The organism is Pseudoalteromonas sp. S8-8 (assembly GCF_000497875.1).
GTDB classification, from domain to species: domain Bacteria; phylum Pseudomonadota; class Gammaproteobacteria; order Enterobacterales; family Alteromonadaceae; genus Pseudoalteromonas; species Pseudoalteromonas arctica.
Genome location: NZ_AUTR01000030.1, coordinates 1 through 14,502, shown reverse-complemented (window position 1 = coordinate 14,502; position 14,502 = coordinate 1). Strand labels below are relative to the sequence as shown.

The window sequence follows — 14,502 nt, the reverse complement described above, 5'->3', positions numbered from 1 at the left end:
CAATATAGGTGCTGTAATTTTCTTAATGAAATTAAGAGGGGTTAAAAACGAAAAAAGCCCCATCTAATATTGCATTAGATGGGGCTATGGTTTTTTTCTTAACTACCAGCTAAATGAACCTTTTGTACGTCCACCAGCATCATCAATTGCTTCATAGTTGACTGTCATGCTTGGATATTCACTGAATCGTAACTGAGTAGATGCGGCGCCACGGCCCACATACTCGCCATTAAACCACCAGTCGTAACCTATCACGTAACCATCATTGTCTTTACAGTTAGCAGTAATACGGATTGTTCCAGAACGAACAAGTTGATCACTGACACACTCAGGTAATGAATTAGCGTTAACTGTATAATTTTCGATAACCTCAGTTACTTGGCCATATTGACTCGTTGTAACTGCTTTTATCTTATAACTGCCCGGATTTTCAATTTCAAAGCGGAACATTGGACTACGCGATTGTAGCGTTTCTTGTTCAACCCCATTCACGAACCATTTGTAATCTATTATATAGTCCTTTGGATGGCCTCCTGTCATTTGGGCTCTAGTTACAAGGCCTAATGGAGCGCGACTATATCGGTTCGACGGAAAATGGATAAAAGTACCTTTCGTTTCATCTGGCTCAATTACATCAACATATTTACTCAATATACGACTCATCCCACGGCTGTCAGTCACTTTTGCTTTTAGCTCATGAACGCCTGCATCTTTAAGGGTTATCTCACTATAAATTCTAGCTGGTGTTCTTGCTTCTATGCCATCTTCTTGTATCCATTCATAATCATATGTAATACCAGGCATAAATTTACGTTGAACCTCTATCATGCCCGTAATGGTAGCTGGTGCGACCAATATATTACTTCTTACAGCTATATTCATTTCAGGAAAAACATATTTCCACGTTTCTAAATTACGCTGTGTTTCTCTAAATGTTTCAGACTTATATCCTTTTACCCACGCACTTAATTTGAAGTTTAACCGGCCTTGAGCATCTAAGTCGCTCTCTACAGGTGTGTAGTCAAATATGACTTCATCGCTCGTTTCCCCATTTGGTTTAGACCATTGATAAACTATGGGTAAATCAACCCCCCCATTTAGATTTAAAACTTGCGCTTCTACTTTAATAGGAACGCCTAACTCAACGAGATGTGTTGCTTTGATTTGAGCCATAACGGTTCTTGGTCCGACAGGCCTTACGTAAAAACGTGAAAGCGCCCATGCATCATCACCCGCACCAGCAGTAGACGTATGGTATTTAAAACGCCCTAAAATTATTTCTTGCTCGCCGGTTGCTACTAATATTTGCTGTGGAGAGCCATCAATCCACGTAGCACCATTATCACGAGACCATTGAGCTATGCCGTCGTAATCAGTTAACTCTTTTACATAATCAAGCATTTTTAATTTCATATCTTGTCCATCATAAACCTGTGAAGGTCCACTGATTACAAGGCTAGCTTTATCATAACCGCTTATTTTAAGTGCTTGCGTAGTCGTTGACTCATTTGTATTTTTGTTCGTGATTTTTGCTTTAACATAGTAATCACCCGCTTCACCCATAAAAAACGGTATTGCGCTTCTGCCACTATATTCATCCATAGTCTCCCAGTTTTTATTGTCTTTAGATTTAAGCCACACCGCATCATTACCAGCAACCATATCTTCTATTGAATCATAGTCATAGCGAACTAATGTAGTAAACGGCACTTTCCCACGCACTTGATTACTCGCCAGCTCACCACTTACACCTGTGCCTAGCACAATACGCATAAATATCGGTGTAGATGTTAATTTTTTTGTGTATTCCGGGTGAGGCGATTTAACTTCCGCTACTGCATAAAAACCGCTACTTTTTCTAAATATATCCTCAATACTTAAATTGAAAATAACCTGTCCATTTGCTGAATTGGTTTTTACATCTGATATACGTTGTTCTTTCCCTTTATTGTCTTTATATGCGAGGTAAACATCCCATTCACCCATCGATAAAACTTCATAGTCACTTTGCTTTTCTTGCCAGTTCCATGCACCAATATGAGCCGTTACTTTTACATCATCGGTACTTAAAATTACGTCGTTACTTTCCATCGTTAAATTTAAAGCCACTCTGCGTGAAGGTAAAACAATCACTTCACCGTATGTTCCCGCGTTGTGTTGAGGGGATAAGTTGTATGCAGCCTCAACTTTAAATGGGTATCTATCAAATACGTTACGCTTGTTAGCATCATCATCACGTATTACACCTAATAATTCATAAATGGGCTTATGACTACGTTGAGCCATAAATTCACTATTAGAATATTCACCTCGCGTAACGTTTATATTTATTTCGCCGGATACATTTTCCAACGTATATCTAGCTAGAACTGGATTTTCAGGTATGACCCCGTAAACGCTATCGTCTAGCTTGATTATTGGTGACATTTCAAAGGTCATTGTCTCTGCAGGTTTTATATCGTAAGAAAAGGTTTCATGACTTACTCTAACTTCTTGACCATCTGGATTAACGACATAGGCGCTGTATTCTATTTCGTTATCAGATAGTTTATTAATAGAGCCAGTTACTTTAAGAGCCCAACCTTGCCAAATTGTGCTCATCCCATCAGGAAGTGAATCAATTTTAACGTAGCATCCTTTACGGGCTTCTCGTGAGATCTCTCTTGCCAGCTCCTGTGAAGCGACATAGTTACAAAGGTATCTGCTTTGAGATACATACGCAGTACCACGCTGAACATATTGGTATAACTCTGTTGTAGCTGTACTAGATTTGATGTTGAAAAAAGATGGTGCATAGGTCAACTCTTGGTTAAATACACCTATATTTCCTGCTGTATCCTTAGCTTTAATGATAAGGGGATATAATTTACCGGGAGTTAATGTGTCTAAGTCACCAGTAAAAAATTTAACATAAGTTCGTGGATCAGCAGGGTCATCGACTAAGGTTAGGTTTTCGCCGCCAAACGTTGCTTCAATTATCGTATTTTTACTATCCCAGCCCGGATTTGTAACAGCCCCAAAGTCTGTAGCAAAGTAAACACCGTCTATCATTCTCGCTTTATCACGTAGATGACTTAACTGAATTTCTGGTGCTGTTCTTTGCATTACAAAGGTGTCGTGCTTATAATCTTGGCCATTTGTAAATTCGTCACGCAAATCAGCATCAAAGGTAAACGCACCATCTGGTAGAGATTTAAAACTATAGCGGTAAACAATATAATTACCATAGACTTGAATATCGTCTGCTAAAATTTTATTTTCATCATTTAAGTTAATTTTATCGTGAATAAAGAAAAAATGATTTCTATCAATAAACACTGACTGTTCAAACGTTATATCTTCATTAGAAGCAATGTATAAGCTTGAATTAGCTAATTTCCATGTTTCTTCATCTTTTAAATCGGTGAATGGACTGAATAATATTAGTGCAACTTCATCTTCATTTAGTTTTATTTCAGTCCCATCAACATCTTCAACTAGCACTGTGCCGTCCCTTTTGTTGTTTATCGCCACCTTCACTAGTTTAGGTGGCGTGTAATCCCAATCTAGCTTATGGACGAAACTACCTTCATTTAATGACGTAAAATATGGAATTATTGAATCAATTAGCGTATTTAATGGGATCATTCCAGTAATGATAGTTTCTTGTTCACCTAAAGGTCCAATATCGAGTGCGATACGACATTCATTAATACCAATTGGTACATTACAAGTAAGTCCATTTAGTTTTATTACTTGAACAAAGTCTCTAGGTTCTACTTCGAATTGGATGCTCTTAACTTTTGCGTTGCTATCTCTAAGTAAATGCGCAATACCTTTAGTCTGCCTACCGTTGCTATAGCTTAAAGTGGTTTCGAGTAATTTAGGGCTCTCTGGAATGACCACGTTGCTTACTACCGACCCCGAAGACAATACTAAGCTTTGATCACCATCATGGAAAATTGATAGTCTCCATGAGGTTGTATTAGCGCCTACAACGTCAGCATACCCTTTTGCTGTAACACTACTTCCGACTTTTGCTATGCCAATCGGTAGTTTTATCCATTCAAGGTAACACTTAGTTTCACCATTGCTCGCCGTTTTATCAAAGGCATAATCCATGGCTATACCTTTATCTCCAGTAATCGAACAGCCTGTAAAGTTATCGAATGTGGCCGTAAACTCAGTAAGTTCGATTTTATGTAAGACTCTTGACGTATCAATATTTAGTGATGACTTAATCGTTCCATCTGGGGTTTTCGGGTGTATTTCATAAGTGTATTCGCCCAAAGTGTAATTATTTGAGCCTGAATAAGTGCTAATTCGTACTTTTAGGTTTTCATACGATAGGGAGTCCATATATCCACTAAACGAAACTTTACCGCTTTTCGTTACTTCTTTTTTATTTACGGCACTTATAACATGTGTCACTAAACACACAGCTGAATTGTAAGGATCGCTTTTTTTCGCTGCTTCAACATCATGTGTTAATGATTTACAAAACTGACTTACTTCAGACAAAGAAACATCCGAGGTCATCTCTTCGATTACCGCAAATGGTTCAGTCATTACCTCTCGTTTAGTCTCTAGGTTTTTAAATTCGTAGGCAAATACTAAAACGGGGGCATTAGGTGCTGTTGTGCCTATAAGTAGGCTACCCTTTGCATTATTTGAAACATCAGCAGGATAAAAATCAAGATTATATTTTCCACCAGCGTTCGAAAAGTTGTAGCTGTTAGTAATATTTTTAGTGTCACCCGGATTTAAAGTAACACCTTGTATAACTACACTGCCTAAAGCATCACTCCTTAATGTAGCAAAAATAGGATAAGAACCACTAAGTACATTACCATCTTTAACCGTTAACTCTTTTGATTGAATAGGTTTACCACCTGAAGGGCGTAACAGGTTTTGACTAATACTTGGTAAAACAATTGACGAACTACCTTCAATGAGCGATACACGTGGAGGGTCATAATAAAAGCTTTCTTCTACAGTGGTTATATTTTCTTGGACATCAGTAACACTTACTCTAAGTTTATAATTACCTGCTGTATTTTCTGAGGGAAACAGAACTGGATATAGAAGACCATACTTATCTGAGCCCAATGAAGAGCTTGCAAGATATACGTTTTCATTTGCAGGCCCACCTACAAGTTGTATATCACTAAATTTTATATCTGATTGATTATCGTATGCAGTGATTACAACATTATCAAGGCTTGGAATAGTGGAACTATTATTACTAAAGTTGATTTCAACTATTGGTGCTGATTTATCTGAACTAAAAGTTACAGCTAATTCTTTTGATATAGGTCCATGATTTTCTTTTGCGGCAACAACTATATCGTGCGAGCCTTCAGGTAGGTTTTTCAATTCCCACTGGTAAACATAATAGCCCCCATTCGAACTTATTCTTTTTATAGGTACGTCAAATACAGAACCCGCCTTGTCTTCAATCCATACATTACTTAACGTAAGCCTACCAAAATAGCTGCCTTGCCCTTGTTGGTAAATTTCAGCAGTTAGTTTTGTCGAACTTTCATCGTAAGTTGTACTAATTTCTGGGTAGTACGCATCATTCCATTCTACTTCTGCCCACCTTCTTTGCGCGTAAAGTGTTTTTTCAGCGTTATATATATTAATCTCATTATGAATATATCCAGTAGTCCCTTTTTTTAATTCTAATGGAGCTGAAAATGTAATAATACAAGATGATCCACCTGTAGGAACTATACATTTGAACCCTTTAAACTCAACAGTTTGTTCAAACGTTCTGGGGGATACATTTACCTTCAATTTAGGAATCGAAATAGGAAGGCGATCGTTATAAATATAATATTTCCTCCAAGTATCCCAGCCAATATCAGAATAATAGAATTGTGCATCAGCGCCGAATTCTGGAGTTTCAGGAACGCCTGGTTCCAATACCAAATCATACTGTATGCTCCCTCCAGCCCATGACCCGAAATTTACCCATTTAACGTCATTTTGATTAAAGGAATTTATAGGAGATGTGAAAGTAATATATGCATATTTTTCGTCGGAATATATAAGACCGGCGCCACCAAAACGGCTTGAAATTTTTAGACCAGCTTCATTAAAAGAATACCAATTATTCCTATCAAGTCGGTAAATTATCTTGATTGGATTCGTCTTAACACCCATACCTGCAACATAAGGTACATAACCTGTAGTACCCGGTACGATGCTTGTCTTAGAATCAGGATCGTAAACTGCATACGGTTCTGATGGAGCGCCGGCATAGTTATCATAATAAACTGGCTGAGAAACTGTATTAATATTTCCCGCTAAATCATATATATCGACTTTGACATTAAACAGCTCATCCAAATTAGATACAGGAAAAAGATCATGGTAATTATATTGAATAGTTTTAGTGGTTATATTATATCCGAGTGTTGCTGACTTATATTCACTTCCATCTTGTCTAAGGGTTCGAATAGTTATTTTTTGAACACCAATATCATCTTCAATGTCATCTAAAAACACATAATGGTCTGAGCTACCAGCAATACCCATCTTCCAAACATCCGATGTGGTGTCATTTGAATAGCCATGTGAATTAGATCTCAATTTAGGACTACTGGTTGGAGCTAGCGTGTCTATGATAATTTCTTTACTAAAAGTTTCTACTATTTGGTTATCTTTAGTTAGAATCTCTTGAACAACGCTATAACGACCATCCGAAGGAGCTGCAAGTATAACGGTATCACCGTAGTAACTTTTTTCACCAACATTAAATCTATCTGATGCACTTATAATTCCAGTTTCTTTCCATGAAACAGTAGACCCAGCACTGTTAACAATCTTAATTTTTATTTTTCGATCTAAGCCTGCTGAAGAATATACCGCAAGTGTATTCTTAACACTAAGATACTCAGTGGAGCCTGGTGAACCCATTATTGTGTCTGAACCGGTCTGCGAATGCTTAAATGAATATTGAACAATATCTGCATTAGCCGATGTTGCGGATATTAATGCACAGATGCCAAATAGAAACCTACATATTAACTTACTTTCTGATTTCATGATTTTTCCTAAAATCCCCAAATTTACATCATGATATTAAAATTAAACCAACTACCGAAATATTAGAGCACCCCAAAAGGGCACCTCTAAGTTTTGAGTTTTATTCAGTAACAGAGTAAAAAGTAGATCTAGGCGAATTTAGTCAGTAGCGTGCTTTTACAAATTTGATATAAATACATACAAGATAACTAATGTATTTAGGAGTGACCAATGCAAGCAGACCCTTTTCAAAATTCACCAAGGCAGAACTCATTTAACAATGGCTCTAATAGACAGCAAAGTTCTTATAATAACGGGAAAGCGCCTGCCTCTGGCCATGCAACTGAGCAACCTAACAATCCACTACATAGAGCAAGGCCACATTCGCAAGTAAATGGTTATGCTCACAACGACATACAAGCTCAGCAAGGGACAGGTAATGGGCTAACGAATAATCAGCAATATCAAGAACAAGATCCTCAAAATAACAGTGAAAACGAAAGAGATTACACAATGTTCCCCGTTTACTCTAAACGTGCGGCATTGCAATTTAAGTTAAGTGAAACTAGAAAAAGCCAAGGTAGAAATTTTAGCTTTGACACGATTATGATTGAAGGGGCTGTTCGCATTAACCCAAATGACCATAGTGACAAGCGTTACGACTGGAGTAAAAAGCTTAGTGTCCAAATCATGCTTACAGAACTACCTGTTGTTATCGCTGTTTTCCTTGGTATCACGACTAGTTGCCAGTTTATGAACCACGGTCAAAATAAAGACAAAGGGTTTAATTTCGAGCGCCAAGAAGATGGTTTATTTGCTAGCGTATTCCATAAAGGAGGCTCAATGGCTGTCAAAATGGATTGGCCTACAACCTTAAATATTGGGCATTTTATGCTGGCTCAATATACTTCAAATTTCGCTGGCTTAGGGTCGGATATAATTTTGAGAAATATAAATCGTATGTGTCAGGATATGATTGCTTGTAGTAAATTTCCTGTTAAAGCACAACAAAGACAACAATAATTTTAGTGCCGCAAAATGAATAACTATTGCGGCTTAATTCTCCTGTAAAAGGCAGATTTTAGTTTGATTCAATTCAATCATGTATGTTCTCCAAAATCACTTATATCAATTTTAAAAAACGGACAGTTCAATCTTCATCAAGATTCTATATATGGTGGGGTTGGCATTTATGGTTTCATTGAAGGCTATCCTGTATGCCCAAACCAAAGGATAATCGGGCGGGGGCAGAGTTAGTAATAGAATGGGAAGGTGATTTCATAGACCTAGGAACAAAACCACTGCCGATTAGTTTAAATCCTAATTCAATTTACAGGCAGGGTGCTTCTCGTTCAATTATCCCTGCACTACCAAGCTTAACCAGTATTAAAGTAATTGATTTTACAATCCATGATTTCGCTCTACGAAAAATTGGAATGCGCGACCGAGTAAGGTTGCATAGGTTAAAATCAAAACTATCTAAAAATCCTATTCTTGTGAACGTTGCTGCATAAACGCTATTTCGTATTCCTCTAACGACTCTCAACTACTGGCATTAACTTTACAATTAATGCCAACTCAAGCTTTCAAGCTAATTCATGAATTTTAACAGGGCTGGTGGATTGGAGTATTTTTTCTCCCTTAGCTTCAAAATATTCAATTGCAGAAGCTAATCTTCCTAAGTCTATACTTATATTTTTAATTAATGAGTCTGTAGAGCCATGTTGTTTTTTACCGCCACTCAATAACTCTCCAGCTCCACGTATTTCGAGATCTTTTTCAGAGATATAAAAACCATCACTGCTCTGCGTTAATACATTCAATCTAAATTCAGTGGATTCAGAGGGCTTATTAGGTAAAAATAAGTCAAACTTCCCCCAATTACTTCCGCTTTGCGGTTGTGTGCGCGCTAATCGACCCCGTATTTGATGTAGAGTAGTAAGGCCAAAGCGTTCTGCACCATAAACTATACAGTGGCGCAAATCAGGTATGGTTAACCCTACTTGTATTTTTGACGTTGAAACCATTATTGGTATATGTGTCTTAAACTCATTAAGTACAATTTCGCATTCCTCATCATCAAGCGCCGAGTGATATACACGCACTAAGCCGGGAAAGTGTGAATTGAGACTGCTCGCTAACGACTCAGCATCAATCATTTTATTGCTACTCCCTTCGCTATCTCGCTTTGGGCAAACAATTAAGACTTTACACCCATAAGATAAAGTTTCATGGATTGAGCGCATAAGGTCAGAGCCTTGCTCTTTATGTACTATTCGTGTGTATATTTCTTTCGGTAAATGCTGCTGCTTGAGATAAAAAACATTGTCACTGCTGTATTTTGTAAGCGCCAGTGTTCTTGGTATCGGTGTAGCTGACGCTTCAAGATAGTGTGTGGACTTTATTTGGCGTCGCTGCTCTACTGATAATTGCTGTTGCTCATCTATTATGAGGAGTTCAACATCATTAAATTCCTTGAAGAGTAGGGCTGTGGTACCAAATATCAAACGCGCTTCATTAGCGTATGAGTTATTACCTGCGCATATTAACGCGCTTTGAACTTCAGGTATCATCGCGCAAACTTCTTTTCTTAGTTGTTCACACAATGAGACATTAGGGGCGAGGAATATTACTTTGCTGTTAGTCTGTGAAAGTACAACCTGTCTAGCCAACATTGCCATTATAACCGTTTTACCTGTCCCAACATCTCCTATTAGTAGGCCATCAAGCGCAGTAGGCCCATTACACAAACGATCTATGATTTGGCTAGCAACATAGAACTGTTCACCGGTTAGTGTGAACGGTATATATTTGGTAAGTAATTTTTCATCAATTTTGGTGGTTACCTGAAGCGTGGTAGTCGGCACGCATTTTCGTTCTTTTAATATAGCCCCGGCCATTAATGCGGTACTTAGTCGCTTTAACATCTCGATTGATTTATAAAATTCATGTACTAATTTAGGATTGTGAGCTTTATATAATAGGTTATTGACTGACATCGTACCTGCAAACCCTAATTCAACTAATACGCTTTCAACAGATTTGCCAAACAAACGCTCTAACTCTAAGTATATTTGGTCTTTCCCTTTTTTAATTTCGCTTTCACCTATATTGCTCTGTAGTGATCTATTTGCGTCTGCCTTTATTAGCTTACCTTTAATTCCATCGTATACAGGTACAATTTTACCAGCCTTTTCATCATCAATAATTGAGGCTTTATTGATTTGATACTTACCATTTACAAGCTCGATTTCACCCTTGATATGCATTGGTTTATTTTCTTCTTTAACGCGGGAGTTTTCATCACCAAACAATACGAAAGAAGCAGAATCGTCAGAATCTGTTAGGAGGTAACTAGTGTATGGCACACCTCTTTGTGATGTGTGCTCGCCTTTCTTACTCACTAAGCCATAAACTATTATTTCATGGCCTATACACGTTTTGAGATTAGAAAAATTATCAATTACATAGGTGTAATCTTCTACCTTTGATGGCAAATACAAAGCAGGGCACTTGGAATAAATTTCAAATTTTGTCATGTAAATTCTCCTTCCCATTATTAAACCACAATCCAATAACCTAGCTACCGTTCTGCAAAGCTAACTGGGCTTTACTAAGCCAGTATTTACAAAGCGGGTTACTGTAAAAGCTCGAAATCTTCACGCTCGCACTCTGTTTTCTATTTGCAGCCTTTATTGCTTGATATAGGTTCATGCATAAAATTGACAGCGGTGTATCTTCGTGAAGAACTGGTTTCGAGTAACTACTTTTTTGCATTAATTCAGCAAGCTCACTCTCCAAGTTAAGAAAATCTTGAAATTGGATATTCCCTACAACTAATTGGTTGAGTAAATCTTTTGTCTTTTCCATTCGTTTGTTTGTTGATTGTTAATTAGGTTATTTTACCCTGCATATTTATAGCTTCAAAAATTTAGAGGACACCTATTTGCACTCTCTAACTTTTGCGGGCTTCATAAAGTATGGATAACATAGTGTTTTTAATGAAGAGGTCTCAATATGAATAAACGAATCTTACTTGCAGCCGTGTTATCGATATGTATAGCTGGCTGCGACTCTCTATTTTCTGATGAGAAAGAAGCACCTGGTCTAACCTTTGTAAATGTTCACGATAACGACTTTGAAAAACTCAGTGGCCACTGGGTATATAACCCGGCTAAATGTGAGGGAAAAATTAAAATTCATGGGTTATTAGAATATAAATTTTCTAAAAGCGGGCTGTCTGTAGGTGGTGCTCAAATGCCGCTCACAGGTACTTTAATATCGAGACAAATAAGCGCTGATGTTGAAGACTTATTTTCAAATATGAAAACGTGTTCCGGTAACCCAGTAATCTTGGCAAGTGAAGCAAGGCATCTGCAATTTGAAAGCAAAAGCTATAAACTTGCTTTTGTTGTAAGTGGGGAAGATGTTTGGGCTATTGAGGGTAACGGTAAGCCATACTTGCTTGAACGATTTAGCGACGTAGATTTTAAAAGCTCAGAGATTATTGAGCCAACACAAAAAGAGTTGAGCAACATATGAAAGCTTATATAGATAGCGCTTTGAACACTATAAACACTCCTTTATATAGGAATTTATGCCTTCAGATTATCAAAAATCCAACAGGCTCAACAAAAGAAGTAATTGCAATTAAGAAGATGCTACTTAATAGCTATTATTCTTCAGCCATGCGGCCTTTTGAAAATATAGAACTCACTGACGCAGATTATGGTATCAGCATTTTATTATGGTTGGCATTTTCTGATCATCCGAACAAAATAATGCAACAGGAACAGTGCTTATGGTTACAATTTGCCGAAGATGATTTAATTACTTTGACAGTAAAAATGGTTAACTCATTGAGTAAGCAATCTTCAGTCTTAGAATATACTGGTATTTGGAAGTCTTTTATAAAAGATTTAGATAAAACTACTAAGCTAGCTGCCAGTAAACAGTCAGCATAATTCAGTGCTTATTTAATTTCTAGTTTTGAGAACAGTTAGGACTAAAACTGCTGTTACTTGATATAGGGTTAATACCATAAGGTGCGGTGACACTACTTCTAGTAGGGCAGACAATTCATAAGAGATGATATTTTCCCACCTTACTGGGAACGCAAGGGAAGTTACAACGAGCAAACCGAGCGTGATACAAAGGCCCTTTAGCGCTATCTTTATATCCTGCCATGAGGGGATCATGCTTTGCATAACAACCACAGTTGTTAAGCCAATACCTAGATAACTTAGTGCATTTGTATCAGTGCTTTTCTCCTGGTTATATAGAATGAAAAGTATAGCGAAACCAAGAAGCAGGGGGGCGATGCCTACCAACATATTGGTAAGAGCGCCCAAAAGTCCTCTGTGTGGTATGAATTGAACAAACCCCATTTTATTTTTATCTTTGAAGTTTGGTAAAAATTGCGTCTTTGTGACTTTTAAAAGTAGGATTTTTGCAAAAATGTAATGTGCAGCTTCGTGCAAAGGTACGCCAAGTGTAAATATAAGCTTGAGTAACCATGAAGATGAAGTAGACCTAATTTTTAATCTTAGAATAAAATTAACCAAAACAAGAGTTACAAATAAGGTGATAGGGCTCAAATATCACCTATAGTGTTCAAAACTCTTTGTTTAAGTACGTCATCTTCACAGAATGCCAATATAAAAAATGCCCCAAAGAAATCCAAGATTTTTTCATAATCACTAATAGGCATTTCTCCACTTTCTATAAATTCAATCGCTATTGTGGCAAGCGAAAGCCTTTCATTGAAAGAGTCTGCATAAATAGAGAGGCGCCCATTTAAGTATGGATCTATATATTTACTGTCTATCCCCATGTTTTTGCTAAATATTGCTGTCAGCAAGGTTATCATCCAATCTGAATCGTATTCCAACCATGCTTCTATTTCTAATTCAGTTATTTTTTCTATATCATTTTGTGCGGCAGGTAAAGTAGCGGTATTTTCGATTTTTAAGGCATCTATTAAAATAAATGAAAACTTTTCTAAAATCTTTTCTCTAATAGTAATTCCAACATAAATGCCTTGGTTTGTAAGCTCTATTGATTTAATAGGTGTGCTCTCAAGCCATGCTTCTATCCACTGCTGGTGGGGAGCATCTTGCTTATCAAAATCGAATTGCTTTAAAGTGTCAGTATACGCGATGTAGAGACTTGAACTATGAGGTTGTTTTAGTTCTTTTAATAAATAGGTAAACTTTTTTGTAAGCATGCTCAGATAATTTCCATATTTTATTTTGGTTTTTAGGCTCAAAAATCCTTTTACAAGCACTTATAATTGTAATGCATAATTTTACGTATAGGTCGAAATTTAAATCTGTTTCCGAACAAATTATGCTCAACAAGCCATTGAATTTGTTGATAAATAAAACAATTAATTGCATGAATTATTTTTGAATTTCTATATTATAATTTAATTTTTATACCATATATGGCATATATATTATTTTATTATAACTCAACTTTTTTGGTTTCAGTAATGGATATTACCAAATAAGCTCATTTAGACGGACACTTTGTGCGATATGGGTAAGTTTATTGGTAATAGAATATCTGTAATTGGATGAACTTGAGGCTGGCAATATAATAGTAAAACAATAAAGTTGATTAAAAACAACGCCTTATGTCCAATACTAGGCAGTATCGGACATAAACCCTTGATTTTCAAGAGTTTTTAACCCCTTGCAGTCTTTATGGCCTCGTGACGTAAGGTTAATATAGAACGCAAAATATCAACGTCGTTTAAAACATCTAATATGTCGCGATTTGAACTTTCTTTAATTTGCTCTTTAAGCCAATAGCTTGCTGCAGGATCACTTATAATTTGATTCTCAATAAATTCTACATCTTCTAAATTAGTTGTTATGTTCATCATTACCATAGTCCTTATTTACCAAATATTTAGTTAATTCATGAAGCTCTTTAAAAAAATCACTCTTATCCAAACCATCAAATTTAACAACATGACGACCGTTTATAATGATGCGTGGAACTGTACTCAGCATACCTCTCGATGACATCAACCTTTGATTTCCAAGAGTGAATTTAGCCACTTCGTTTGTTTTCGGGTTGTTATATAGCGCCCAAATATCTGCTTCATACTTTTCATCCACAACCTTGATTAACTTCTCCACTAACGATGGTGTAATTGTCACTTTCTCTTTGTGTATGGCCACAAATATCAAATCGACTAAAGAATTACCAATCTCTGGATAAAGCTCATCACTAACTGCCATGACTTTAGATAAAGCTAAAAAACCATCAGGACTGGTTTTTGATATAATATCGACACTCACCCTTCTCTTAATCACACCCTTTGGCACAGAACGGTAAATCTCATCTTGAAACGTGTTCAAATTTTCACAAGCCGGGCAAAAGAAACTCAGATATTCAATAAATGTAGGCTTACCTGTTAATTTTGATGATGCATATGTATCGTAGTGCAGCCCTTCTTTGAAATCTGTCGCATTGGCTGGG

Annotated in this window: 10 protein-coding genes; 4 read left to right on the top strand and 6 right to left on the bottom strand. The window is 36.8% G+C overall.

Annotated elements, in window-relative coordinates:
- Nucleotides 1-102: 102 nt before the first annotated feature.
- The gene (locus tag L659_RS0108920; protein ID WP_024590296.1) at nt 103-7,032 is read right to left on the bottom strand and encodes an Ig-like domain-containing protein; all 6,930 of its coding nucleotides are present in this window, start codon (nt 7,030-7,032) and stop codon (nt 103-105) included.
- Nucleotides 7,033-7,242: 210 nt separating this feature from the next.
- Between L659_RS0108920 and L659_RS1000000123215 the strand changes: the two genes are divergently transcribed.
- Together L659_RS1000000123215 and L659_RS0108910 are read left to right on the top strand one after the other, a co-directional pair.
- Nucleotides 7,243-8,034, top strand: coding sequence for a hypothetical protein (locus tag L659_RS1000000123215; protein WP_024590295.1), 792 nt, complete (start codon nt 7,243-7,245; stop codon nt 8,032-8,034).
- A gap of 194 nt (nt 8,035-8,228) precedes the next feature.
- On the top strand, nt 8,229-8,525 hold the full coding sequence (locus L659_RS0108910) for a hypothetical protein (RefSeq protein WP_024590294.1): 297 nt from the start codon (nt 8,229-8,231) through the stop codon (nt 8,523-8,525).
- A 72-nt stretch (nt 8,526-8,597) separates the two neighbouring features.
- Here L659_RS0108910 and L659_RS0108905 read toward each other — a convergent pair whose 3' ends face one another.
- Nucleotides 8,598-10,550: a helicase-related protein gene (locus L659_RS0108905; RefSeq protein ID WP_024590293.1), complete on the bottom strand. Its 1,953-nt coding sequence runs from the start codon at nt 10,548-10,550 to the stop codon at nt 8,598-8,600.
- A gap of 478 nt (nt 10,551-11,028) precedes the next feature.
- Between L659_RS0108905 and L659_RS0108895 the strand changes: the two genes are divergently transcribed.
- Together L659_RS0108895 and L659_RS0108890 are read left to right on the top strand one after the other, a co-directional pair.
- Nucleotides 11,029-11,553, top strand: a complete 525-nt coding sequence (locus tag L659_RS0108895; protein ID WP_024590291.1) for a hypothetical protein — start codon at nt 11,029-11,031, stop codon at nt 11,551-11,553.
- The gene (locus tag L659_RS0108890) at nt 11,550-11,975 is read left to right on the top strand and encodes a hypothetical protein (protein WP_024590290.1); all 426 of its coding nucleotides are present in this window, start codon (nt 11,550-11,552) and stop codon (nt 11,973-11,975) included. The genes L659_RS0108895 and L659_RS0108890 overlap by 4 nt, the downstream gene beginning before the upstream one ends.
- A gap of 12 nt (nt 11,976-11,987) precedes the next feature.
- Here the strand turns inward: L659_RS0108890 and L659_RS0108885 are convergent, their stop codons facing one another.
- The 4 genes from L659_RS0108885 to L659_RS1000000123780 form a co-directional block, all read right to left on the bottom strand.
- The gene (locus tag L659_RS0108885; RefSeq protein ID WP_024590289.1) at nt 11,988-12,608 is read right to left on the bottom strand and encodes a hypothetical protein; all 621 of its coding nucleotides are present in this window, start codon (nt 12,606-12,608) and stop codon (nt 11,988-11,990) included.
- The gene (locus L659_RS0108880; RefSeq protein WP_024590288.1) at nt 12,605-13,237 is read right to left on the bottom strand and encodes a hypothetical protein; all 633 of its coding nucleotides are present in this window, start codon (nt 13,235-13,237) and stop codon (nt 12,605-12,607) included. Before L659_RS0108880 ends, L659_RS0108885 begins: the two co-directional genes overlap by 4 nt.
- Before the next feature lie 462 nt (nt 13,238-13,699).
- Complete coding sequence (locus L659_RS0108875; protein ID WP_024590287.1) at nt 13,700-13,900, bottom strand: hypothetical protein; 201 nt, start codon at nt 13,898-13,900, stop codon at nt 13,700-13,702.
- On the bottom strand, nt 13,881-14,502 hold a 622-nt coding region (locus L659_RS1000000123780), incomplete at its 5' end, for a hypothetical protein (protein ID WP_024590286.1). The genes L659_RS1000000123780 and L659_RS0108875, both read right to left, overlap by 20 nt.